Source organism: Paenibacillus tabacirhizosphaerae, assembly GCF_040812395.1.
GTDB lineage: Bacteria > Bacillota > Bacilli > Paenibacillales > NBRC-103111 > Paenibacillus_E.
In genome coordinates this window covers 60414-85719 of the sequence record NZ_JBFNXH010000007.1, presented here as the reverse complement: position 1 = coordinate 85719, position 25306 = coordinate 60414, and the positions used below count along the sequence as shown (strand labels likewise).

Below are 25306 nucleotides of genomic sequence, written 5' to 3'. Positions count from 1 at the left end.
TTTCTTTTGTGCTAAAAAAAGAGCCCGATGGACACGAACGCTCCAATCGGGCTCAATGACTTGGTTAATGAGAAGCGGATGATGGACTGCCTTGCTGTGTTGGATCCAGCTTTTCCTTGCTCATCGCGATGGCGCATACCAGGGCGAGAACTGCGGGAAGTACGGTCCATGCAAACGTGTAGACAATGGACGAGGATAATGCGCTTGAAATTTTCTCAACAACGGGAGCCGGAATCAAAGCTCGCTTCGTCGGATCCAGCAGGGTATGCGGGTCGCTGGTCTGGATGCCTTCCGGCATTTGGCCTGCTCCGGCAAAAGCGTCCGTCAGCTTTCTTGTAAAGGAATGGCTTTGAACAATACCGAATACCGTTATCCCCAGCGTCATTCCAAGTGAACGAAGGAAGTTCAACGTTGAACTGGCTGAACCGCGCTGCCTTGCGTCGAACAGGTGAATTGCTGCGTTGCTAAGTACGGAGAAGGATGCGCCGATACCAAGTCCGACAATGACCATATAGATCGTGACAAGCCAACGAGGCGACTCCGGCGATAAGGTCGTTAACAACGCTGTACCAATGACAAGAATGAAGGTAGTCGGAATCATGATGGCGCGATAGCTGAATTTATTCATCATGACACCGCCGCCGGTTGCTGTTACGACAGACCCGAGCATCATGGGGAGCAGCACCATGCCTGAGTTCGTCGCTGAACCGCCGAGCACGCCTTGAATGAAGATCGGAATATACACAGATGCGGTGATAAAGGCCGCGCCGCTGAAAATAGCAACAGCGTTGCTGGAAGCATACAAGCGATTCTTGAACATCGCGAAGGAGATGATCGGCTCGGCGGCTCTAGTTTCCACGAACAAGAAGATGATGGCAAGAACAGCAAATACTGCGAACAGGCCGAGTATTACGGCTGAATCCCAAGCATACTGCTTGCCTCCTAGTTCGAGTGCAAACATGAGAGAGACGATCGCTGCGACGAGCGTCAGAGCGCCCCACCAATCAATTTTTTGTTTGGAATGCTCCACAGATTCTTTGTAAAAGAACGTGATAAAGAAGAAGGCAATAACGCCTAACGGCAGATTGATGTAGAAAACCCACTTCCAGTTGACGTATTCGGTAATATAAGCGCCAAGCAGCGGTCCGAAAATGCTGGACATCCCGAATACAGCCCCGAAAAGTCCGCCTAATTTACCTCGGCTCTCGACTGGCACCGCATCGAACATAATGGTAAATGCGATCGGAACCAGGGCACCGCCGCCGATTCCTTGAATAGCGCGGTAAACGCTCAGCTCGATAATCGAATTTGCGGTACCGCATAAAATCGAACCTAACATAAAGACAAGGATGCCGAAAATGAAAAACTTTTTGCGTCCATACATATCGGACAGCTTGCCGAATATAGGCATCCCGGCCATTTCGGCAACCATGTAGGCCGAAGTCACCCAGACAAATTTATCCAGTCCGCCTAATTCGCCTACGATGGTTCCCATCGCGGTGGAGACGATGGTATTGTCCATCGATGCCATGAGAATGCCTAACAGCAGCCCGGCGATGACGATGCCCAAACCTTTGTTTTTGTTTTGTGTCGACATAACGTTAATTTTCCTCGCTTTCACTTATCCCGTAGTAGTTTGTCACAATAAGGGTCAAAATACTAAATAATTGTAACAAGACTCAGATTTGCCTTGAATCCTTTCAGCAGAGCATAGGTTGCTTTATCCATCCTGGCTCCGTCAAAAATCGTCTTTTTCACTTCCGTTAGATTGTTCATAAGTCATTCCACCTCTCTTAGATAAGCAGTTCTATGATTTTTTTCGCATATTCCCAATTGTTTTTGTTGGTCGCATAAGTGCCTGTTCCTTTGTCCGTGATTCGGTAATATTTCCTCCGTCCGCCCTGTGTCTCATCTCCCCAATAGGAGCTAATGCTCTCCTCCTGTTCTAACCGCTTGAGGCTGGAGTACATTGTGGCTTCCTTCAACTCGTATTCGCCGTCTGAGCGTGCTTGAACAAGCTTTGAAATCTCATAACCGTATTTATCTCCGTCCAATAGCAGCTTAAGAATGATTGTGTCGGTGTGTCCCCGGATCAAGTCAGATGATATTTTCGAATCAACCATAACCATCACCTCCTGAGTTATATCGTATAATAAAGTATTATGTCTGTCAAAGTACTCTGAATAAATATTAATTTTTGTCGGGTATCCGACATTATAGGGGTTTCATTTGTGTTAATATATTAATAACACATCGGAATAGTAGTATTTAAAATTAAGAATTGGTGTATAAGAGGTGAATTATCAAATGAACCTGTATAGCGAGCTTGCCGATCTCCCGGAGAAGGATAGCACGAAGGAAGTTATCGTTGACGCTTTCCGAAGATACGGAGTCCCTCAAATCTATAAGAAGAATGAGTACGTTTTTCAGGAAAATGATCTCCCTAATGGGGCTCATTATGTACAGTCAGGTTTAATCAAAATTTCCCAGTCCTCTGAGGAAGGGCAAGGAATTACCTTGTTTTTACGTTATGAGGGAGAAGTTTTCGGCAATGCGGAGATGTTGACGCAGACGAAGCGTAAGCGGTATGCACGATGTCTAAGCGATAGCGAGCTCATTACCTTGGATGCTCATAAATTTGTCGAGTTAGCCAAAGAGAACTCCGAATTTGCGTATGCCTTAGCTGTTATTGGTGCTCGCAGGCTTTTGCAGACACAGAAAATGGTGGAAACCTTAATCTGCCGACCTGTGGCTTGGAGGCTTGCTTGGTTCCTTATGCAATTGGGCAAACCGACGGAAGTGAATCTTGAGGTACAAGTGCCGCTCAGTCATGAGGAAATCTCCTATGTGATTGGGTGCAGCAGGCAAACCGTTACCGAGACGCTAAATAAATGGCGGGATAAAGGGCTAATCGAGTATGCGAAAAAGAGAATCGTTATCTTTCATCCGAACCGCTTCTTCTCTAACCTTTAGCTTGAAATCCCCAGGGAGTGTGCATAGATGATCACAATTAATAAGTTAAGCAAAGCCTTTTCACAGCGAAAAGGAGGGGAGTATAGGGCATTGGATCAAGTTACAATCACCATCAAAAAGGGGGAATTCGTTTCCTTGGTCGGACCTTCTGGATGCGGAAAGTCAACGCTTTTGAACCTGATTGCCGGCTTTGAAACGGCTGATGGAGGTACGATTGCGGTGAATGGGAAAAGGGTGACCGCTCCAGGTACGGATCGCATTGTTGTTTTTCAGGAGCATGGCTTATTTCCTTGGTTGACTGTGTTAGATAATGTCGCATTCGGCTTAAAGCAAAAGGGCGTTGCTAAAAAGGTGCGCTATGCGCTGGCCGCCGAGCAAATAAAAGCTGTGCATTTGAGCAAATTTATGGACCGTTACCCGCATGAGCTTTCTGGCGGCATGAAGCAGAGAGTTGCCATTGCCCGAGCATTGGTCATGGATCCGGACATTTTATTAATGGATGAGCCCTTCGCTGCCTTGGATGAGCAGACACGTTTTATCCTGCTAAAGGATTTGGAAGAAATCTGGTTAAGAACACGGAAAACGATACTATTCATCACACACAATATTCGTGAGGCCGTAACGTTGTCGGATCGGGTCATCGTGATGTCCACGCAGCCTGGCAGAGTCAAGAGGGAGTTCATCGTTCAAGCGGCAAGGCCGCATCAAAGCGCAGACCCCCTTATTCATTTCCTGGAAAATAAAATCATGGAGACGCTTTCTGATGAGCTTGAGAAAGTAGTCAGAGAGGAGCTTGGGGATGCGTACAGCATTAAGAAGAACGCTGTTTCTAGTTCTCCTGGTGATAGCGTGGGAGTTGGGATATAGATTGTTTCAATGGGGGTGGAAGTTTCCATCTCCGCTGCAGACATTTCAAGCTTTCTATGACGGTTTCGTGCATGGTCATTTGTTAGGCGCAACGATAGCAAGCCTTCATCGGTTGCTCATTTCATTCCTAATTTCTATTGTGCTTGGAACCACGCTGGGATTCCTGTTTGCCCGCTATCGGTATGTCGATGAAACCTTCGGCTTTATCGTAGTAGCGCTGCAAACCGTTCCGAGCATTGCTTGGCTGCCTTTTGCCATTATTTGGTTTGGCTTAACGGATACCTCCGTTATTTTCATCACGACGATCGGGGCAACGTGGACAATGTCCATGGCGAGCCGAACGGGCATCGTGAATATCTCGCCGATTCATTTGCGGGCCGCACGCATGCTGGGAACCGGCAATGGGTATCGGATGTTTTTCCAAGTGATGCTGCCGGCAGCTTTTCCCCATTGGATAACGGGTATACGCGTTGCTTGGGCATTTGCTTGGAGGGCGCTGGTTGCTGGCGAGCTGATTGCCAAAGGCATCGGTTTGGGACAAATGCTCCAGGATGGGCGCGGGCTTGGCGATACGGCAACTATTCTCTGTATTGTCATTATCATTGCCGTAATCGGCACAATTTCGGATCATTTCATTTTTAAACAGCTAGAGGACAAGATCGGACTGCGATTTCAACTGAGGAAATAGCATGAGCAAGGACAAATACAAGGGGGAATGAAACATGAAGAGAATAGCAAGGCTAATCAGTTTCGTACTGTTCGTATCGGTGATTTTATCTGCTTGCGGACAGCGGAGTGAAACGGCTTCAACGGTGGCAACGACAACGGTGAAAATCGGCATTTTGAAAAATGTAACACACGCTCCAGGCTTTATCGCCCTGCAAAACAACTACTTTCAGCAAGGTTTCGGCAAGCAGGTGAAAATTGAAGTCACCCCTTTCGATAACGGTGCTGACTTTGCGACCGCGATGGCTACCAACCAAATCGATCTCGGATACGTTGGGCCTGGTCCTGTCATTAATCAATATTTGAAAAGCAAAAATATACGTGTGATTTCTGGGGCTAACAACGGCGGGGCTGTTCTGGTCGTACGTAAAGATGCCGGTATCCACTCCGTGAAGGATTTAGCCGGCAAAACGGTAGCCGTTGCAGCCAAAGGAGGCACGCCTGATCTCTCGCTGCGGTTGCTGCTTAAACAGGAGGGGCTCAAAGTATCCACAGATGCATCCGGTGTGCAAATCGTGACGAGAGCGCCAGCGGACACGCTAGTCGCTATGCGTCAGAAAGAAGTGGATGGGGCGCTGATCGCTGAGCCTTGGGGCACGCAAATGATTCAAGAAGGATCCGGTGAAATTTTGGTCGATTGGGATAAGATTCCTCCGAAAAACGGCAATTATCCGCTAACGATTCTAGTGGCAAGCGATACATTTATTAGCGAACACCGTGATCTGGCCAAAAAAGCCATACATGCAAATAAGATGGGCATCGATTTCATCCAGCAAAATCCGAGTAAAGCCTATGAATTAATTAGCGATGAGTTAAAGCAATTGACTGGAAAAGGGATGGAGCCGGCGCTTGTCAAAGCGGCAATCGATCATTTGAAATTAACGGAAGATATCGCTTTGGAAGATATTAACGAGCAGGCGAAAACCTCTTTTGAAGCGGGCTATATCAAAGGGGTTAAAGCGGAGGAACTGGATTTCAGCAAATTTCTTGATCTTTCCCTGCTGAATGAAGTGAAGAAAGAGAAATAAATTTAGGGGGACATTCATTTGCATATTCAACCACAAGAGAATCTTTTGCCAGACTATCACGAAAATTTAAAAATTGCCATCCTCGGCACTGGCACGCCTCGCGCTTTTTATGGGAGAGCCAAAGCAGGCGTTGCCGTCCTGGCAGGGGACAAAACGTTCCTCGTTGATTGCGGCGGCGCGACGGTCGACCAATTGATCAAAGCCGGCATCATGCCGCAAAGGATTTCCGATGTTTTATTTACGCATCATCATAGCGATCACAACTCCGGATTTTTCGATGTATTTATTACAAGTTGGCGTACGCATGTGATCGCAGATCGTGTTTTTGAGGGGCGGAAGGGCCCAATGAATGTGTATGGACCCACAACGACGAAAACGATCATTGGCAAAATGAGAGAATCTTTCGATTTCGACGCTAATCTTCGAGTGAACTATAACTTCTCCGCCGAAGATGGGGCGGATATTCAATATTTCGAGAGCAATGAAGGCGTCGTGTACGACCAAGGCGGCATTAAAATTACTGCCTTCGAAGTGGATCATCGACCTGTTTATCCAGCCATTGCTTACAAATTCGAATACAATGGCAAGTCGGTCGTGATTTCGGGAGATACGATTCCAGTGGACAATATGATTACACACAGCAGGGGGGCGGATTTACTGGTGCATGAATCGTATAACAAAGCGTGGCTGGACGCGCTCATTGAACGATTCCCTGAGCAGCGTGTGGGCCTTTCCAATCCAGCGAAATATCATTCGACGACGTTGGAGGTCGCGGGTATCGCCAGAGAAGCAGGGGTCACGCATCTCGTACTCACCCATCATATTCCGGCGCCTGCTGCAAATGAAGAAGCGGAGGAGGCTTATATAGAAGGGATGAGGGGAATTTATTCGGGGCGAATTACGATGGCCAGAGACTTAATGGTGTTTGAGCTTTAGGTGTGAGTGGAGATTCCGTGTTCGTGGCGGAGTCTCTTTTTTCGTTTACGGTTGTTATGCGCCTGATGCGGCACTTATGCCCAAAATGGATTAAATTGATGGTGTCCATCGGGGTGGTTGGGGTTGATATAGACTTAAAACCCGCATTATAAGCAGATAGTTCCATCCTAATTAATAAAAATGATTGGACATTCCATTCTCTTTGATTCAAAATAGAATTAAGTGCAGAGGAGGTCAACCATCATGCCAATATGGAATTTGAACAAGTTAGGGCGTATTTTTTATACTTTTCTTTGCATTAGTCCGGTTACCTTCGGCGGCGGCTATGCGATGATCCCGGCGATTGAGAGAGAAGTTGTAGAGAAAAACCACTGGATGGATGACGAAGAAATGTCGGAATTGCTTTCCATCGCAGGTGCCGCACCAGGCGGGATTGGTGTGAACACATCGGCATTAGTCGGATATCAACTGTCTGGAGTAGCTGGAGCGATCGCAGCCGTCATCGGCATCACGTTTCCTGCGTTCCTCATCGTTCTTTGCTTAAGTGTTCTGTTCACTTTCGTTGGACAGTATCCGAAAATGCAAGCTTTATTAGAAGGTATACATGCGGCAGTCGTGGGCCTAATTCTTGCGGCAGGCTACAAAATGGCGAAGTCTTCTATTGTGGACAAAATGACGTTCGCGGTGGCCGTAGGCACTGTTCTGGTGCTATTATTTGTTCCTATTCATCCGATTTTCGTCATGATCATGGGCTTATTCCTGGGCATCATCATCGTCGTTCTAAAGGAACGTTGGGGGATGAGGAGTCCATTTGAAAGAAAGCCGACCCCTTCATCAGCTTCTACTGCCTACAAATATGCAGATTATTTTATTGCTGATGGCATTTGAGGACTGGGGGTGTCGGTGATGCTATGGAGTTTGTTCATTACTTTTTTTAAAATAGGATTCATTTCATTCGGCGGCGGTTATGCGATGATTCCGGTTATCCAGCATGAAGTTGAGCTTCATCAATGGCTTCAAACAGATCGGTTTAATCACGTCGTTGCCTTAGCTGGCACAGGGCCTGGTCCTATTGCGACGAATTGCGCAACTCTAATTGGTTTTGAAATAGCCGGGATTCCGGGAGCTCTTCTTGCAACCTTCGGGATGGTGCTTCCTTCGCTGCTGCTCATTATTGTGCTCGCTGCTTTTTTGTATAAATGGCATACAAACAAATGGTTCAAATCTTCTTTCTACGGCCTTCGTCCAGTTGTGACGGGATTCATCCTTTTTGCAGCCGTTCATTATGGATGGCCCGGCAGTATCAATCTGATGTTCACCTGGCATCATGCAGCAAATCTGGCAATCGCGCTCGTCGTCGTCGTGGCTATTGTGAAATATAAACTGCATCCCTTGATTGTCATTGTGGGAGCAGGGATGATGGGAATTGTATTTTTCAATTGAAGCATTTACTCGATTCGATGCAGCAATCATCTCCTTGAATGTTATTCAAGGGGATTTTTTTGGTTTGGAGGGAAATAAATGTGTCAACTGGCGGACGCATTGCAGAACTGGTCGGAATCAAGCCGACGGACTCTCCGTTCCGACCTCACGGTTTTGACGCGGTTTTCACCCGTTTTCTTGAAAATGTTGGAAGTTTGATGGCCACACGTAAATGATTTTTCACCAAGTGGACAGATCTCCGCTTCTGAAGCCTGTAGGTAGATAGGGGTCACGATGAAGTGATCGGTAGAATTACGAAAACGACGATGACCAAGCTGCTGCTCGACGTATCGATGAGGCAGGCGCACATTGTATTGCTTGGTGTGGTGTTCGTGGATGGGTATACAAAATTACCGATGAACGTCAAACCTGGCACGCATCGTGTGGTACGGTCATTCGACAGGGTGGAGGTAGAAGATTCGGAAGTGCCACAGCGGTTTGGAGTATTGAAATGCCGCATCGATCTGCGAGAGATCGTCTTTTTGCACGGGTGAGCGGAACGTAGGTACGTTAAGAGGCGGTATTTTCGACGGCAGGGACATTCCGCGGAACTGCCGTGCGTTATGAGCAGGAAATGCTGGGGTGCAGGCACGTTTTCGCTCATTTAACGCACCTTGGTTCCTCTTCAGGGGGAGAGGGAATGGGCGGGAATGGGCGGTCCGCGTTACCTCCTCCGTTTTCTTGCGAAGCTTGCGGAGGCGAAATGTACCCGGAATCTTACAGGGGTATGGGATTAGACAAGAATCTGAGGCACTGCCTCAGGTTCTTCTTGCGGCTGGTCACTGGATGCTCAGGCTGCACCCTTGGGCAGCGTGCTTAGCTGTGGATATCATGATAAACTGGATATTAACGCAGGAAGTTGGATGTAAAGGAGACCGATGAGGATGAAGCTGAGTGTGTTGGATCTAGCGCCTGTGTTCCAGCAAGCGGATGCAGCTTATGCGCTGCAACAAGCTGTTATTTTAGCTCAGACGGCCGAGAAGCTAGGCTATTCACGCTATTGGGTTGCAGAGCATCATGATATGCCTGGATTGGCATGTACGTCGCCGGAAATTTTGCTTGCGCATATCGGAGCTTATACGAAGCAGATCCGCCTCGGCTCTGGCGCTCTGTTGCTGCCGCATTACAAACCGATGAAAGTGGCCGAGTCCTTCCATATGCTGGCGACGCTTTATCCAGACAGAATCGATCTCGGCATTGGTCGTGCTCCGGGCGGTTCGGCACAGGCTTCCATCGCTTTGAGCGGCAATTTTCTTGAAAACGTGCGGCAGGTACCTGATTCTCTTCAGGCACTGCTGGCTTTGCTGGACAATCGGTATGAACTGGAAGGTCAGCCCGTAACCGCAAGGCCTTTGCCAGCGCGATCGCCTGAGGTATGGCTGCTTGGCACGAATAAAAAGAGTGCTGACTTCGCCGCCAAATTCGGTACGGGCTTCGTGTTCGGTCAATTTATGAGCGACCGCGACCCGGCGGAAATCATAGCATCTTATCGGGAGCAATTTCAGCCTTCTTCAAGGTTGCCGGAGCCGCAGGTCATTGCGGCGGTTGGCGTCATCTGCGGCGAAACAGAAGCTGAAGCCCGAGGATTGGCAGCGGAGGGAGCGCATTGGTTTAAACCTCCCGAGGCGGAAGCGTCGCAGTTGCAAGCGCGAAATGATTCGACATCCGATCAACCAGATCCGAGGCTGTTTGTAGGAACAGGGGAACAAGTGAGAGTGAAGCTGGAAGCTTTCGGGGAATCTTGCGGTGTGAATGAATTTCTCATCGTTAATATCATTCCAGATTATGTTAAAAGGCTGCGATCCTACGAGCTTCTGGCTGCCGAAATATTAATTTAAATAAGGGAGGAAATGATCAGATGAAACAAGTATTATGCTTTGGCGATTCCAATACATGGGGGTCAGATCCAGCTGGTTTCAATCGTTACACGAGGGAACAGCGCTGGACAGGCGTACTTCACCGTGCCCTTGAAGGTAAGATTCATGTTATCGAAGAAGGATTAGGCGGTAGAACGACTGTATGGGACGATCCCATTGAAAATAAAATGAGTGGGAAAAATTATTTGTTTCCTTGTCTTGATTCCCACAAGCCGCTTGATCTCGTGATTATCATGCTGGGTACGAATGATCTCAAAAAGCGCTTTTCAGTTTCTGCCGGCGATATCGCAAGAAGCGTGGTGACGCTCATCCAAATCGTAGAAGCTCATTCTCCGCAAGCAGAGATTCTCGTGCTTGCTCCGCCTCCGATCAAGGAAATCGGCGGTTTTGCAGAGATGTTTGAGGGCGGAGCAGAGAAATCGAAGCATTTCTCCAGTGAATTCGCGAAGATTCCTCAGACGACGAAAGCACATCTCCTGGTTACATCGAAGCTTATTGCGGTCAGCGATGTCGATGGTATTCATTTGAGTGTAGAATCACATGCGATCTTAGGCGAAGCCGTTGCTAATATTGTGAAGTCAATCCTGAATCTTTGACGAACGAAAGTACTAACCGCCCGATAAGGGCGGTTTTTTGTGCGCCAGAATGGTTAAATTCTTTACAGAACTAAAGCGTAAAGGATACCTATTCTAATGTATAAGAAAGCATAAGTTGTCAGGTTTGTGAGTCTGACGAGCTCGCAGAATGGAGAGACTTCACACGCATCGTGTGGTAGAAGAATTTGACAGGATGGACGTAGAAGATCCGGAAGTGCCACAGCTATTTGGATCACCCGATACCGCCTCGATCTGCGAGAAATCGTCTTTTTGCATGGGTGAGCGGAACGTAGGAGCGTTAAGAGGCGGTATTTACGGTTGTAGGGACGTTTCGCGGAACTACCGTGTGTTATGAGCGGGAAATGCTGGGCTTTAGGCACATTTTCTCTTGTTTAGCGCATCCTAGTTCCTCTCGAGGGGGAGGAAAGGGACGTTACCGTGGAATAAGGCTTTGTAGTTCCGTCGATATCGCTGGTGCATGGGGAATAGGCGGTCCGGCAGTACCTCCTCCGTTTTCTTGCGAAGCTTGCGGAGAAACGCGCGGCCGTTATTCGCGCGCATTGGGAAGGCGAAATGTACCCGGAATCTTACAGGGATGATCATGGATAGGAATACCGGATGGAAGACAGGTTAGTTAAAAGAGAAGTGAAAGGCAGCACAAAGTAGAACAGAGAAGGCAATGGGTATGGGGTGGAAAAGCGATAGCGGCCCAATTCAATGAAACACGATTTCAAGAAACGGTTGGAACCCCATGCCCATTTCCCTCCCCGTGCTCAACCGCGTGGGTTTAGACGAGGACCCTCGGCGCAGCCTCAGGTTTTTTCTGATTTTTTGGTGCATTCGGATCTTATGGGAGTTTTTGGAAAACAATCTTGGCAAGGGTTGAGCGGGAAAGTGTTCCATTGATTATCATCTGAGATGGTGATTATCGAGCGTGAAGATCCCGTGTATTTTCAGGGAAATAGCAACTAAGCGTAAGATGATTATTGCTGAACTTGTAAAATCTGGATATATGTTAGGTGTGAGGCGGGCAGAGGATGGTTGCCTTAGCTTGCGAGAGATTTTCAAAGAAGGGGGCGGATTGAAACGATTTTTTGTTATCGCATCTGGGGTCAGACCGCATGGATGGAGGTAGCGATGTACCCACTATAAGAAGGAGAGTGAATAATGAAAAAGACATTGAGTACTCAATCGATCACGGCAGTAGCCATTTCTTCACTAATCGCCGGAGTATTGCTCGTTTCACAGGCGTTTGCTGCGAATGTATTTAGCGATAATTTTGATGATGGCAATGCAAATGGCTGGGTGACACAGAACGGCTCGTGGGCGGTTGTCCAGGACGGCAGTTCTTATGTTTATCAACAGTCGAGCACAAGCGAGGGGCGGGCGTCAGCCGGGAGCACAGCTTGGACGGACTATGCGGTAGAAGCGAGTGTGAATGTGACGAATTGGAACGGCTCTAATCGCGCTTATGTGGCTGGGAGATATACAGACGGGAACAATTTTTATGCCGCGTCTTTGTACAATAGCAGTGGGGGCAAGCTTGAAATTCGCAAAAAAGTAAGCGGTTCCACAACGACGTTGGCCACAAAGGATTTTACGCTGGCGGCAGGAACTTGGTACACCGTGAAGCTGGAAATGGCGGGTTCAACGATCCGTATGTATGTGAATGGGACTTTACAGCTCACAGCAACGGATACAAGCCTGACATCGGGCGCAATCGGTTTGGTAGCCTACAAGACGGCCGCGAAGTTCGATCAGGTTGTCGTTACAGATAGTTCCGGCACTTCGACGCCTACACCAACACCTACGGCTACTCCGTCGTCATCCACTTCACCAACGCCTACACCGACATCTTCATCAAATGCCGTTTATGTGTCACCGAATGGAACGGACAGCAATGCAGGAACGCTGGCAAGTCCAACGACATTAACCTCGGCGCTAACAAAAGTTGCCCCAGGCGGCGTGATCTACTTGCGCGGAGGGACTTACGCTTATGCGGCACAAGTCACGATTGACCGTACGAATAATGGTACAGCCAGCGCCAAAAAGCAAATCCTCCCATACGGTTCCGAGAAGCCGGTCTTGGATTTCTCCTCTCAGGGGTACAACGCATCTGACGTATCGCTGAATGCCAGAGGGCTCCAAGTGAACGGCAGTTACTGGACCATTAAGGGGTTGGAAATCAAAGGCGCTGCGGATAATGGCATCTATGTGGCTGGGAACTCGAACCGTTTGGAAAATTTGGACGTCCATCATAATCGGGATACAGGCGTTCAATTGGGTAGATATGCGTCAACCGCAGCAAACAGTGAATGGACAAGCAATAATGAAATTATCAACACCTATTCCCACGATAACTTCGACCCGGACAACGGGGAGGATGCGGACGGCTTCGCCGCCAAGTTAACGGTGGGGTCAGGCAACGTCTTTGATGGCTGCATTGCCGCTTACAATACAGATGACGGCTGGGATTTGTATACCAAATCCGAAACGGGCCCGATCGGACCGGTTACGATAAAAAATAGCGTTTCCCATCACAATGGCCAGACCTCTTCAGGTTCCACGACAAGTAATAGCGACGGGAACGGATATAAGCTGGGCGGGGAAAAAATCGCCGTTAATCACATCGTAACGAATTCGGTTGCGTATCAAAATAAAAAGCATGGATTCACCTACAACAGCAATCCGGGTTCCATCACGTTGAAAAACAATACATCCTACAGCAATGGACAAAGCAATTTTGCCTTTGATACGGGAACGCACCAATTTACGAATAACTTGTCTTATAAAGGCTCATCCAGCGATAAAACAAGCGGTACCGATGTGCAAAGCAGCAATGTGTGGTGGAAAAGCAATGCAAGCACAAACGCGAAAGGACTTTTTGCCAGTGACACTGATTTTGTTACACTAACGCCAAGCCTAACGCGCAATGCCGATGGATCTCCGAATCTGGGCAGCTTTTTGAAGCTTGCAACCGGCAGTGATCTGATAGGAGCCGGTACACCTGCAGGTACGAATATTGGCAGAATTGAACCTTAGAGGAGGCTTGAAGCATGAGTGCGACCAAACAAATGAAAAGAAAAGACAAATTTATCGCATGGATCCTGTGCGCCACAAGCATGCTGCGCTCGATGTGAAGAAGGGCAGTCACGGTGTCACGGTTTCGTGGTCTTCCTTCCTGCCTGACCATCAAATCTCATCGGAGCGACGGAGTTCGCATCGGACAATGCGAATCTCGAAGTAACGTTGCATCATAATTATTATCAAGATGTTCAAGACCGGATGCCGCGCTTGCGCGGAGGCAATGTGCATGCCTATAACATTGTGATGGATAATGCAGGAGCATGGGCAGCAAAGAAAAAAATAACAAAGGCGATGGAAACTGCGATTTCCGGTAAGGGCTACCACTTTGGCGTCACAAGCAATGGCGCAATTTCGACCGAAGATGGGGCTGTGCTGTTGGAAAAATCACAAATCATCGATGTGTTTTTCCCCATCCGTAATAACCAATCCGATCCCGCTGATGCAAGCTATACGGGTAGAATTCGTGCCGTTGATACGATCTACTCGCTGGATGGCGCTGCATTTACTGGCAGCAGCGACACGGCTGGAAGTCCATTAGCGCCGGTTCCTGCACCAGTGAAAGCATTCTCGTGGAATGGTTTCTCCGCGCTGCCATACAGCTATGCCGCTGATTCGGCAGCAACGCTGAAATCCCGTCTAACAGCAGCAGACGGAGCTGGATCTGGTAAATTAAGTTGGTCTAAAGGGAATTGGCTAAACACGAGCAACTAATGCGATAAACGGCAAAAGAGCTATTCTCCGAGTAGATTCATCTACAAGGGAATAGCTCCTCTTCACTTAGCGTGTATAGGGTAAAGTCAATTATGAGTTAGGCTCTTCGTTTCTTACGTAAATACCAGACCAACATGGAAATAGAGTCTCGGATCGAAACGGTTTGGCGGAATGTAAGGGTCATTGTCATAAGTAAGAAGCCTCCTTGACGTGATAAGATTGCCATGCATGAAAAGTACTACGTAATCGGGAGGGAAATGGTTTTATTTTTTTTCTTAAAAGATCTCATTCATCTATATAGCAGGAAATGCAACTATCCATGTCGAATTATTGTCGAATTGATTTTTGAATTTTGTGAATGTTGGAGGAATGGCTAGTGAAAGCAACATCAATTCAAACAATAAAAAGACGATATGCACAGTGCTGCCTTTTACTTGCTATGGTATACGCGTTTAGCTCTTTTTCGGGGGATGTCTATGCAGCTAATTCTGTTGCCGTATCTCTCAAGGGCAGCTCGGAAAGAATTACATACGGACAGAGTGTAACGCTCCAGTCAACGGTCACGGACCGTACAGAAGGAAGCAACAGCTTACCCGCAGGTACGCTCATCTTTCTGGATAATGGCAGCACTGTCATCCAGTCGCCCCAAACGCTGATCCCGCAAGCGCCTGAGGTCATCTCGGTTGTATCTCCGCCCGGAAGCATACCAAGTGGATATAAACTAGTATGTATGGTAAATGCAAACGAATTGTCTTCAGCTCCTGCTTGTCCTGTTCTAAAGTGGGGAGAGTACACGTTCTGGGGTTATAGCGACACCAATAATATGGGCGACTTTAACATTGTGCAGTACGACGGGAAAGGTAGCATCGTCAATCAAATAGCGGATGGTCAAAGCCATGCCTCGGGTGTGCGATATTTATATAAAATCACGCTTGACACTGATGCTCAGACGGTTACTTTCTGGGGGCAAAGCGATTATCATAAAACGTTAAGCTGGTCAAATCTGCAAGCAGCTAACAGCAGCGCTTCGGTAACGACCTCTGCCTTATCAGTGGGCAGTCATGCCATTCAGGCCAAATATGTTTCGGGAGATGGCAGACATTTTAATGCGGATTCTTCCAATTTTACGATTAATGTAGATAAAGCCATTCCAAACGTGTCATTAACGAGCAGCGTGGCGTCGACAGTGTATGGGGAACAAGTGAGGTTTACAGCGGGGATTTCATCTGTCGGGGGACTTGCTCCTACCGGAGGCGTTATTTTTTACGATAATGGACAACCAATCGGCATAGGTCCAGTAAGCAGCGGTACAGGGAGTGTAGCTTCAGCTGTCTACGAGACGGCGAGCTTAGCCGAAGGCAATCATCAGATCACCGCCGTGTACTCGGGTGATTTCAACTACGAATCTCGTTCGTCTGCGCCAGTGACGCAAACAGTTGGATCATTCGTGTCGAGTTTGAGCCTGACGACAAGCGAGAACCCAATAACTTACGGCTCCAACGTAACGTTAACAGCCCGAGTGCCTGTCATGAATTCGGTTCCTGTTACAGGGTCAGTCATCTTTAATGATGGAACCAACATCTTAGGTGAAGCTCCCATAGGAACAAATGGAGTCGCGCAATGGGTTGCGCCCCTTCTATCTGCTGGCAGCCATACGATTTCAGCAAGTTACAGCGGAGATTTGCACTATCCGGCATCCGGGGATAGCGAGGTTCTAACCGTGAGGAAGCTCGGTTCTACAGTCCAAACGACGCTAGCCTCCTCCGCCGTAGAAGGAAATCCGGTTGGCATGGATGTGCATGTCGGAACACTTGATAACAGTGTCATGCCTGAAGGTAGCGTTTATATGATCATCGATCAACAGCCTAAGGATCCAACCGAACTTGATGGGAATGGCAATGTTCATTTTAGTCTGCCTCAGCTTTCGATCGGTTCGCATACGATCCAGGCTGCATATAGAGGCAACGGTAATGTTGAGAACAGCGTTTCAACAGAACGCACGTTAAACGTACTGCCACGGGGTGTAGCTCAACTGGATAATTTGACTGTCAGCGGCATTGAACTGTCATCCGCTTTTGACCCGAATAAATCCAATTACACCGCAATTGTATCGTACGGAACATCCTCAGTTATCGTGACTCCGCATTTCGGTCCGGCAGCCTTGACTGTTACCGTAAACGGAACTGCTAATGCAAGTGGCTCACCTTCAGAGTCAATTGCCCTGAGAGAAGGACTTAATGTCATAGATGTCGTAGTTACGGCACTCGATGGCGCAACGAAGATGAAGTATAATCTGATCCTGTTTCGCGAGTCGAACGACAGAGTGTCGGTCAGCACGATCATGCAGCAAATAGATGCCAAATTGGATGTAAACGGGGACGATCAGTTCGGCGCAGCGGACGTTAAAATCATGCTTTCACGAATTAAACCCATGTTTGTCAATGCTCCTTAGGCCATAATTACAGTAACTCCCTTACGAAAAACTTTCCTGGCGCCCGTTTCCACCTTGCGTCAGGGAAGTTTTTTTCCATTATCACTGTTTTTTGAACAAACACCTCTAATGACCTTAGCGCTATCGTTGTCTGTGCTTTTCACGGCAACCGCTTGTTCAAATGGGGCGTTTCCAGATGGATATCTCTTATTTGGCTCAATACGGCAGCAAAAATCAGTTGGCAGATTTAACCCCGTATACGAAAAACGGTATGCTGGATGTATTGTCGATCAGCCCGAATGCCGTAACTGGCGGTGATTATGACGGCAAGCTCGTGGGCATGAACTTAGGGGTAAATGCGCTTGACACTATGTTAGATGTGAATACGCTTAAGAGCCTGAACATTCCGATTCCGGGTAAGGACTGGACATGGGAGGATTACGATGCAATGGCGGCAAAAGCGAAGGCAGCAGGCAAACAAATTGGCGGCTTCACCTTCCATCATGAAGTGTTTTTCGCTACTATCTTCGCACAGTCGATCAAAAGATGTACAACGCAGAAGGTATAGGCCTCGTTTATTCCGATGTCAAGCCTTTCATCGACGACTTCAAGCGCTATCAAAAATGGTATGATGCAGGATCTATCCTCTCGGTGGATAAAGAAGCAACGAAGAAAGGCGTTGCGGAAGAAGATGAAATTCTGTTGGGCAATGCGGTTTCCGGCAATGGCTGGTCAAATCAATTTCTGACGCTTGCCAATCTGGTGAAAGACCGCCCGCTTGAGCTATTCCCATAAAGGACGCAATGGCAATAATGGCCTGTTCCTGAAGCCTAGTATGTTTTTCTCAGTAACCAACAGCTCCAAGCGAAAAGAAGAAGCAGCGAAATTCATCTCCTTCTTCGTTAACGATATCGAAGCGAACAAACTGATTAAAGGCGAGCGCGGCGTACCGGTTTCTTCCAAAGTGAAAGACGCGCTTAAGCCTATTTTATCGCCAAATGAAGTGAAAATCTTTGATTATGTAGATTGGGCTGAGTAAAACAGCTCGCAAATGGATCCAGCCAATCCGATTAGTTCCATCGAAGTTGAGAAGCTGCTGAAAGTGGCGGGCGAGCAAATTCTTTACAAGAAAACGACGGTTGAGGAAGCAGCCGCCAAATTCCGCAAGAAAGCCAGCCGCCGTGTTCATAGAACGGGATGCCTTCCGGAAGGAGGGTGTCCGTTTTTCTCTAAGGGAAAGCCTGAAAAATACCTGAAGGAGGGGTATATTCAGGCATGGGGACTAAGGGTGATAAGGAGAACGGCAGTCGAATAATCATCGATTGTTTGATGAATTTGCCTTTGCTGTACTGGCTTATGAGGAGACTGGCGATGCAAAATACCAAGAAATCGCAGTTGCGCACGCGAATTTAAGCCGCCGTTATTTAGTTCGAGGCGATGATTTTTCGTATCACGATATTTCTTCGCTTTGCCAAAGTATTGCTCACACAAATGAGATGCTTTGCAATCTTTCGCTTTTGCCGCATACATCCTTAGATAAGGATCCTTGATTTCGTCACAATCCCTTCCTCTATACATGATGTCACGATATGATCGATCATGTCTTGAAAGAGGGAGCTATCTTTAAACCGACGACGACGATTTTGACTAAGTGTTGAATGATTCGGAACGGAATCCATGAGATCAAATACCAAAACCAGCGATAAGCTAAGTCATACTCACTTCTTCTTCCAATTTGCGTTCAGAAGGAATGCCATACAAATACCTTATGAGCATCATTCTCATGAGCAGAACAGTACAGGGTCTATGGACTTTCGACCGAAAAGGGAGTACAAGTGCTTCACTTTGCCGTAAATGAACGTGAAATCCACTTGTTGCTTAATAACGCACAACAAATGACCTTTCGGTACATAATCCTCCAGATTGAATAAACAAACTGGTGCTGCTTATCTCCGTTGACCCCATCATGATCTGAATCCCTTCAAAAGAAAAACTGCATAGAATTAAATTCTACGCAGCTCTCCAAAAACCTTTGAATATTCTGTTTGTCAACAGCCCCATGAGGGGGCAGAAGTATTTATTGAATTCCGAAAAAAGCCTGATCGCTATAGTAACCACCAGAATGATAAGTTTCTAAATAAACAACATAAGAGCCTTTGTTCATCGTACTACGAACGCTAGCTGGAATAATATAATAGCCCGATGTTAGAGATGATGATGTTGTTTGAAATCCGCTATTATAAACAAAGCCGCCGTTTAAATTAGTAATCGCGATTTGATATCCAATAGTGCCTGTTGCTTGATTCCAAGTGATATGTGGTGGAGTAGATCCGTAAAATACGAACCCGTCAGGGTAAGTAATATCTGTCCCGCCATTAGCAGAAGCAGCTGGAATAATACAAAAAGCCATAACGAGCGCTAATACTAGTGACAACAGTATTCGATTCTTACCAAACTTAGTTTTAATCACAACAATAACCTCCAAATAAATAATTGTTTTTTAAGTGGAATGTTATCGTTGGCCAACAATATTTCCTTCTAAAGAATAATATAATTTCCATATAAATACAATTATGTTTTGTTAAATTAGTAAAAATTTAACAAAACAGTAGTTATTTTTTATTAAAATCCACAAAATAAGACAAATTACCATAAATTGTAACAATAGATTCGCTCTTGACCCTTGTAGGTTCTTTTGCGGGTTTGGCAACGAGTGTGGAAAAGGGCGCGGACCATTTCGCTGTGGGTGCAACCTCTATCACCACTCGTTTTTTCTTTGTTCATTTCAATAATGCAACGGCGAACAAGGTCTCCGCTATAAACGGTAGCTCGAAGTGGGCATGGTGATGCGTTTCCGATTCAGAGTGGCACTTTTCAAAAGCCAGTTCCTGCTTAGCTGTACGAAAAAACACCTCAATACGACAGCGTTTCACATACGTCTGAAAAGCTTCCTCCGGTGCATCGTAGCGGTTATTAATGCGCAGGTAACCCCTCTGTAAGCAGCAGGAGATTACAAGACAGCTTCCTGTTCATTAGGCTGACTGTATTTTCTCATGTAAAGATTGGACAGTGAAGGAATGTTGGATTTGACGCTTATGATTGGAATGAAGAAATTATCGCATAGCATGTGGATCAATATCATGATTGTTTTTGTTACGTGTAAACGGCTATACTAAGAAGTAACAACTTGAAGCATGCTTCCAAGAGAACTTTTGGAAGGCTTGCATACTTACTTTTAGGAGAAACATGATGTTCATACTACTCAAGGGCTCAGGCAGACAAGCGACATACATGGAAACCCTCTATCAAGCGACATCGCATAGTGCGCTATTCCAATTCGGCCTCAACTTCCCAATGGTTTCTGTTCAGAAAACATATGCGATCGTGGAGCGTTCGGATGAAAGCAGGCACGATTACGCGATTCTCCGGACGGAGTTGCAATTGCATTTTGATCAACTCCTTCAAGCCGTTTCGTGCGACACGATTTTTGTTCATGGTGATTTTATGCCAGGTGAGATCCCTGTGCTAAAAGAGCTCGGTCAGGCCAATGCGGAGCGGTTCTCTCTGATCGTATCGATTCAGGACGATTTCCTGCCAAGCGGCAAAATTATAATTGAAGAAACTGAGGTAAGGCTATGACATATATGTCATAGTTCTTTTTTTTGCTTGCAAGTGTTTAGTGATCGGAACTAGACCTTGGGCAGTAAATGAATAAGCTTGCCGATTTCGCTAAAGTATTGTCGTGTGGTTATCCACAATGAACGTATCATTGCTGTTGTGGATAACTTGGCGTGACTGTAAGGCAAGCGGCATCCGACGATCGCACGTTGCCCGAAGGAACAGCATGTCTACGAATTTATGAAGGATCGCAAATATTTGTAAAAATCGGTCCCTGGTAAAGCCGTTACTTTCTAACATATATACGAAACAAGGCACCCAGTTTGATCTCGTGATCAGTCATTATTGAAAGCGTTTTGCTGGAGATCGCGGGTTGTTCAAGCCCCTGATTCACCATAGCAAGGCGCTTTTGTTCTTTCATCCCTGCCGCCTTCTCTGCTATGCTTATTGCAGGGCGATATGTGCGCCAACCGAAGAAAGTGAAGTGAAACGCTTGAATCAAAATTATCAGTTAACGGTGCAAGAAGTGCTGGAACGTCCCCATTTTCAGCATGCATATATAGCGGCAGGAACGCAAGGACTAAACCGATTGGTGCGGTGGGTTCACATTATTGAAGTCATCCATTTCGAGGAGCTGCTGCAGGGCGGTGAAATGATTCTCACGACAGGGGCAGCATTCAAGTCGGATACGGAATCTTTTACTATTTATTTAGAGCAGCTGGTCAAAAAAAATGTGTCCTGCCTGTGCATCGAAATGGGACACTATCTGAGTTCCGTACCGCAGGAATGGATCGAGATCGCGGAAGCGTACGGTTTTCCGCTCATTATCTTCCCACAGGCGGTGCGCTTTATCGATATCACACAGGACATTCACGCGCATATCATTAACCAGCATCACCAAACGCTTCAGGATTTGGAAAAAATATCGCGCGAATTTCATCGGATGACCCTGACCTCACAGGGCGTAACACAGGTGCTTCAGCTGCTGCAAAGCAGTACGAAGGCTCAGGTCATTTATGTGCCTGCCGAGGGGCAACCGAAATTCATCCCTCAGGCAGCGGGGCGCGAGTATAAACAGTGGATGGCGCTTTTGGAAGGGCGACTGCAAGAAAGCTCTCTGGCTGGCCAGCCAACTTCCCCCTCGCTGATGGAAATGGAAGGGCAAACGGTCATTGTGCAGCCTGTGGGAGCCATGGGCAAAACATGGGCGCACATCGTTATGGCGCTCAGTCGAAAACCGCAGGAGTACGAGTATTTGATCCTTGATTCGGCCTCTCTCTCCATCGCGCAGGATTTGCTGCGCAAACGTTATATGGAGGAGCGCAAGCTGTATTCGCAGACATTATGGGTGGACGATTTGCTGCACCTGCGCATTCGTGACGAGGAACAAGTGAAGGTATTGATCGGTAAAGACTTTAAGCGATTAAGTGAGCTGAGCTATCACGTCTGTTTGATCGAATTCGGGCTTGAACAGGATGGGGCGAATTTCTATGAGAGCGACGGTGTGGAATCGCTGGGCATTCATCTGTCGATGACGGTTCGCTCCGTCTTCGAGCAGCATGCTTTCTATCCGCTTATTACGCTGCAAAATAACAGGTTAGTTGTTGTCGCCTTCGATCAGACGCCGAAACGACCCGCCAAGGAGAGACTGCAGCATGTATTTCAATCTCTTCAGCAAATGAAGACCGAGGAAGAGATTAAGCTGGTCATCGGCGTTGGGCAAGCGAACCGGAATATGCTGAATGCCTATGTGGGGTATCAGGAAGCGATTCAGGCCATCTCATTATCTCCGACGCTGCAGGAGCAAGTGTTGTTTTTTGATGAGCTTGGCGTTTTCCAGCTGTTGTTTCAAATTGGCGACAAGACGACGCTTCACACTTTCGTAAAAAGCTACCTAGGTCCGCTTATCGACCATGATCTTGCCAGGGGCAGCGAACTGCTGCGAACGCTCAAGGTCTACCTAGATCATGACGGATCCAAGCAGATTGCCGCCCAGCAGCTTTTTATTGTCCGGCAATCGCTCTATTATCGGCTGGAGAAAATAGAAGAGCTGCTAGGTGCTGACTATATGTCGCCGGAAAAAAGGTTGGCTTTGCAGGTTGCGATTCGCGCCTATCAGCTGCTGCATGCGGAAACGAAGATGTGAAAAAATCACGTTAAGTTTCCTTACATTTTGTCTAATGGAACGTCAGTCAATTCACTTTATACTTGGAGACAAGTACAAAATGATCCGCAAGAGGGTCATCTGGAAGGGGAGAATGGCGATGAAGATTGGCGTTCCGAAGGAAATTAAAAATAACGAGTATCGCGTTGGCATGACCCCGAGTTCAGTGCTATCCTACACGAAAGATGGGCATGAAGTGAAGGTTGAAACCGGGGCCGGGCACAGCATAGGCTTCACCGATGAAGACTATCTGCAAGCCGGGGCTGCTATCGCAGCAACAGCTGCCGAGGTCTGGGCGGCGGATATGGTTGTGAAAGTAAAGGAGCCGTTGGCGGAGGAATACGGTTATTTCCATGAAGGTTTGATTTTGTACACGTATCTGCATCTCGCGCCTGAAGCGGAATTAACGCATGCGCTTGTGGAAAATAAAGTCACCGCGATCGCTTATGAGACGATCCAGTTGGAGAACGGGAGCCTCCCGTTGCTTACGCCAATGAGTGAGGTGGCAGGCAGGATGTCGATCCAAATCGGCGCGCACTTTCTGGAAAAGGCGCATGGCGGCAAAGGCATTCTGCTTAGCGGCGTTCCTGGCGTTGAACCGGCAAAGGTAGCTGTCATCGGGGGTGGCATCGTAGGGACGAATGCGGCCAAAATGGCGGTTGGCCTTGGGGCTGATGTTAGCATTGTTGACTTGAACCCGGATCGGCTTCGTCAACTGGACGATCAGTTCCAGGGGAGGGTGAAAACGGTTATGTCCAGCCCCTACAATATCGCGGAAATCGTGCGTCGCGCAGATTTGGTTGTTGGCGCAGTGCTAATACCGGGTGCGCGTGCACCGCGGCTCGTGACCGAGGAGATGGTGAAGGCGATGAGCCCGGGCTCGGTCATCGTGGATGTGGCGATTGATCAAGGCGGTTCGATTGAGACGATCGACCGGATTACGACACATGACCAACCGACTTATGTCAAACACGGCGTCATCCATTATGCCGTAGCGAATATGCCTGGTGCTGTGGCGCGGACCTCCACGCTTGCGCTCACCAATGTCACGACGCCGTATGGTTTGCAAATTGCCAACAAAGGCTATGTTCGTGCAGCATTGGACAACAAAGCGATTGCAAAGGGGATTAACGTAGTAGCGGGACGCGTTACTTACCCAGCGGTAGCCGAGGCGCATGGCTATGAGCATACTGGCATAGATACTCTTTTGCAATAAAATAGGTTGAAGGCATGGACGGCTCCTGCATTTTGGCGGGGGCTGTTTTTTTGATAAGATAGATGGGGAAAAGACAGGAGAGACGACATCTTAGAGGAGACTTCAATGTGGATATGAAAGTTAAGTGGGGCAATATGCTGGCAATCGTGGTCGGCTCGGCGATTATTGCTTTCGGCATGAACTATTTTAATCTGGCGAACGGTCTGGCGGAAGGTGGGATCACGGGACTTGCTCTGCTGCTGAAATATGTGACGGGGTGGAACCCGGCATGGACGAATTTATTGTTAAATCTTCCGCTTCTGCTACTCGGCTGGCGATTATTGGGAAGGACGAGCTTGATCTATACGGTAATCGGGATGGTCTCCGTGTCTGTGTTCCTCTGGCTATTCGAAAGCTATACAATGCCGCTGCCCGATCCTTTGCTTGCTTCGCTCTATGCGGGGGCGCTTGTTGGGTTAGGTTTTGGCATTGTATTCCGGTTCGAGGGGATGACGGAGGGAACGGACATTATTGCAAGGCTTGTACAAAAGCACTATGGCGTGGGCATCGCCAAAACGATATTTGCGATGGATTTCGTTGTGCTGGTGCTATCGCTTATTTATTTGGATTTGACGCGCGCAATGTATACGTTGGTTGCTATCGTTGTCGGCGCAAGAGTCATTGATTTTATGCTGGAAGGTTCGTCAGGCGCCAAAGCGGCTTTCATCATTACGACCCGGCCAGAGGAGACTGCACAAGCGATTCTGACTCAGCTAAATCGGGGGATCACGTTTCTGGAGGGGCGAGGCGGGTTCACGGGAAATCGCCGGGAAGTCATCTACTGCATCGTGAGCCGCAAAGAAATCGTTAAGCTGAAATCGCTTGTGCATCGGGTTGATCCCTCGGCTTTTGTGAGCTTTAGCGACGTGCGGGAGGTAGTCGGCAATGGTTTTTCTGCCGAGTAGGCGAGAATATATAGTGAGCTGACAACGGAGGCCTGCAGCCGAGTGACCGCGGGAAGTAGGCCGGAATGAGGCTGATAGACCGAAGGCCGTGCGGGAAACGCATGGCAGTATGGCTGTAAGGTGCTTTTTGGGCGCTACAGAGGGGTGAGCCGAAGGCTTCCCGTCGGTAACGCCTTTTTTGGCCGTTACAGCCGAGCGACGAAGCAGGAAACGCGTGGCAGTGTGGCTGTAAGGTGCTTTTTGGGCGTTATAGAGGGGAAGGCCGTGGGCTTCCCGTCGGTAGCGCCTTTTTTGGCTCTTACAGCCGAGCGACGATGCGGGAAACGCGCCGAAGAGTGGCTGTAAGGTACTTTTTGGGCGCTCCAGAGGGGAAAGCCGTGGGCTTCCCGTCGGTAGCGCCTTTTTTGGCCGTTACAGCCGAGCGCCGAAGCGGGAAACGCGTTGAATTGTGGCTGTAAGGTGCTTTTTGGGCGCTCCAGAGGGGAAAGCCGAAGGCTTCCCGTCGGTAGCGCCTTTTTTGGCCGTTACAGCCGAGCGACGAAGCGGGAAACGCGTCGAAGTGTGGCTGTAAGGTACTTTTTGGGCGTTACAGAGGGGAAAGCCGGAGGCTTCCCGTCGGTAGCGCCTTTTTTGGCTCTTACAGCCGAGCG

21 protein-coding genes and 5 pseudogenes are annotated in these 25306 nt (G+C 47.9%); 21 read left to right on the top strand and 5 right to left on the bottom strand.

The genetic code is table 11. The features are described 5' to 3' along the window. Positions 1 to 64 precede the first annotated feature (64 nt). Both ABRS97_RS14610 and ABRS97_RS14600 read right to left on the bottom strand, forming a co-directional pair. On the bottom strand, positions 65 to 1597 hold the full coding sequence (locus ABRS97_RS14610) for an MDR family MFS transporter (protein WP_367815125.1): 1533 nt from the start codon (positions 1595 to 1597) through the stop codon (positions 65 to 67). Positions 1598 to 1793: 196 nt separating this feature from the next. After that, positions 1794 to 2123 carry a PadR family transcriptional regulator gene (locus ABRS97_RS14600; RefSeq protein WP_367815127.1) on the bottom strand — a complete coding sequence of 110 codons (330 nt, stop codon included), beginning with the start codon at positions 2121 to 2123 and terminating at the stop codon, positions 1794 to 1796. 184 nt (positions 2124 to 2307) lie between these two features. Here ABRS97_RS14600 and ABRS97_RS14595 point away from each other — a divergent pair, with 184 nt between their 5' ends. From ABRS97_RS14595 to ABRS97_RS14525, 17 genes and pseudogenes are all read left to right on the top strand, one after another. After that, on the top strand, positions 2308 to 2973 hold the full coding sequence (locus tag ABRS97_RS14595) for a Crp/Fnr family transcriptional regulator (RefSeq protein WP_367815129.1): 666 nt from the start codon (positions 2308 to 2310) through the stop codon (positions 2971 to 2973). Positions 2974 to 3000: 27 nt separating this feature from the next. Next, positions 3001 to 3840, top strand: a complete 840-nt coding sequence (locus ABRS97_RS14590; RefSeq protein WP_367815131.1) for an ABC transporter ATP-binding protein — start codon at positions 3001 to 3003, stop codon at positions 3838 to 3840. Then, entirely contained in the window at positions 3773 to 4528 is a 756-nt protein-coding gene (locus tag ABRS97_RS14585) for an ABC transporter permease (protein ID WP_367859114.1), read from the top strand. Before ABRS97_RS14590 ends, ABRS97_RS14585 begins: the two co-directional genes overlap by 68 nt. A gap of 34 nt (positions 4529 to 4562) precedes the next feature. After that, positions 4563 to 5594, top strand: a complete 1032-nt coding sequence (locus ABRS97_RS14580) for an ABC transporter substrate-binding protein (protein WP_367815135.1) — start codon at positions 4563 to 4565, stop codon at positions 5592 to 5594. A gap of 18 nt (positions 5595 to 5612) precedes the next feature. Continuing rightward, positions 5613 to 6530, top strand: coding sequence for an MBL fold metallo-hydrolase (locus ABRS97_RS14575; protein WP_367815136.1), 918 nt, complete (start codon positions 5613 to 5615; stop codon positions 6528 to 6530). A 243-nt stretch (positions 6531 to 6773) separates the two neighbouring features. After that, positions 6774 to 7418: a chromate transporter gene (locus tag ABRS97_RS14570; RefSeq protein WP_367815138.1), complete on the top strand. Its 645-nt coding sequence runs from the start codon at positions 6774 to 6776 to the stop codon at positions 7416 to 7418. A gap of 18 nt (positions 7419 to 7436) precedes the next feature. After that, complete coding sequence (locus ABRS97_RS14565; protein WP_367815140.1) at positions 7437 to 7973, top strand: chromate transporter; 537 nt, start codon at positions 7437 to 7439, stop codon at positions 7971 to 7973. A 278-nt stretch (positions 7974 to 8251) separates the two neighbouring features. Continuing rightward, entirely contained in the window at positions 8252 to 8506 is a 255-nt protein-coding gene (locus ABRS97_RS14560; protein WP_367815142.1) for a hypothetical protein, read from the top strand. 390 nt (positions 8507 to 8896) lie between these two features. Continuing rightward, positions 8897 to 9850, top strand: a complete 954-nt coding sequence (locus tag ABRS97_RS14555; RefSeq protein WP_367815143.1) for an LLM class flavin-dependent oxidoreductase — start codon at positions 8897 to 8899, stop codon at positions 9848 to 9850. 20 nt (positions 9851 to 9870) lie between these two features. Further along, positions 9871 to 10485, top strand: coding sequence for an SGNH/GDSL hydrolase family protein (locus tag ABRS97_RS14550; protein ID WP_367815144.1), 615 nt, complete (start codon positions 9871 to 9873; stop codon positions 10483 to 10485). 1167 nt (positions 10486 to 11652) lie between these two features. Then, positions 11653 to 12246 (top strand): annotated as a pseudogene (locus ABRS97_RS28215) (3-keto-alpha-glucoside-1,2-lyase-like domain-containing protein); the annotation flags it as partial. Between the two features lie 12 nt (positions 12247 to 12258). After that, positions 12259 to 13527 (top strand): annotated as a pseudogene (locus ABRS97_RS14545) (right-handed parallel beta-helix repeat-containing protein); the annotation flags it as partial. Then, positions 13508 to 13732, top strand: coding sequence for a hypothetical protein (locus ABRS97_RS28210; RefSeq protein WP_483312461.1), 225 nt, complete (start codon positions 13508 to 13510; stop codon positions 13730 to 13732). The pseudogene ABRS97_RS14545 and the gene ABRS97_RS28210, both read left to right, overlap by 20 nt. Continuing rightward, positions 13681 to 14283, top strand: a pseudogene (locus ABRS97_RS14540) (pectate lyase family protein); the annotation flags it as partial. The gene ABRS97_RS28210 and the pseudogene ABRS97_RS14540, both read left to right, overlap by 52 nt. Positions 14284 to 14659: 376 nt before the next feature. After that, the gene (locus ABRS97_RS14535) at positions 14660 to 16735 is read left to right on the top strand and encodes an Ig-like domain repeat protein (protein ID WP_367815148.1); all 2076 of its coding nucleotides are present in this window, start codon (positions 14660 to 14662) and stop codon (positions 16733 to 16735) included. A 172-nt stretch (positions 16736 to 16907) separates the two neighbouring features. Next, positions 16908 to 17891 (top strand): annotated as a pseudogene (locus tag ABRS97_RS14530) (extracellular solute-binding protein); the annotation flags it as partial. Between the two features lie 81 nt (positions 17892 to 17972). Then, positions 17973 to 18168, top strand: a pseudogene (locus ABRS97_RS14525) (glycoside hydrolase family 88 protein); the annotation flags it as partial. A 327-nt stretch (positions 18169 to 18495) separates the two neighbouring features. Here ABRS97_RS14525 and ABRS97_RS28205 read toward each other — a convergent pair. After that, positions 18496 to 18636, bottom strand: a complete 141-nt coding sequence (locus ABRS97_RS28205; protein ID WP_483312464.1) for a transposase — start codon at positions 18634 to 18636, stop codon at positions 18496 to 18498. 155 nt (positions 18637 to 18791) lie between these two features. Further along, positions 18792 to 19184 carry a hypothetical protein gene (locus ABRS97_RS14515; protein ID WP_367815150.1) on the bottom strand — a complete coding sequence of 131 codons (393 nt, stop codon included), beginning with the start codon at positions 19182 to 19184 and terminating at the stop codon, positions 18792 to 18794. 776 nt (positions 19185 to 19960) lie between these two features. On the opposite strand from ABRS97_RS14515, the gene ABRS97_RS14510 reads away from it, so the two are divergent. Then, entirely contained in the window at positions 19961 to 20353 is a 393-nt protein-coding gene (locus ABRS97_RS14510; protein ID WP_367815152.1) for a hypothetical protein, read from the top strand. Between the two features lie 265 nt (positions 20354 to 20618). Here the strand turns inward: ABRS97_RS14510 and ABRS97_RS14505 are convergent, their stop codons facing one another. Continuing rightward, positions 20619 to 20753, bottom strand: a complete 135-nt coding sequence (locus ABRS97_RS14505) for a hypothetical protein (protein ID WP_367815154.1) — start codon at positions 20751 to 20753, stop codon at positions 20619 to 20621. A 63-nt stretch (positions 20754 to 20816) separates the two neighbouring features. On the opposite strand from ABRS97_RS14505, the gene ABRS97_RS14500 reads away from it, so the two are divergent. The 3 genes from ABRS97_RS14500 to ABRS97_RS14490 all read left to right on the top strand — a co-directional run bounded on the left by ABRS97_RS14500 (position 20817) and on the right by ABRS97_RS14490 (position 24656). Continuing rightward, complete coding sequence (locus ABRS97_RS14500) at positions 20817 to 22478, top strand: PucR family transcriptional regulator (RefSeq protein WP_367815156.1); 1662 nt, start codon at positions 20817 to 20819, stop codon at positions 22476 to 22478. A 118-nt stretch (positions 22479 to 22596) separates the two neighbouring features. After that, positions 22597 to 23712 carry an alanine dehydrogenase gene (gene ald, locus ABRS97_RS14495; protein WP_367815252.1) on the top strand — a complete coding sequence of 372 codons (1116 nt, stop codon included), beginning with the start codon at positions 22597 to 22599 and terminating at the stop codon, positions 23710 to 23712. A 113-nt stretch (positions 23713 to 23825) separates the two neighbouring features. Next, positions 23826 to 24656 (top strand): YitT family protein, encoded by an 831-nt coding sequence (locus tag ABRS97_RS14490; protein WP_367815253.1) that lies wholly within the window; start codon positions 23826 to 23828, stop codon positions 24654 to 24656. Positions 24657 to 25306: the final 650 nt, after the last annotated feature.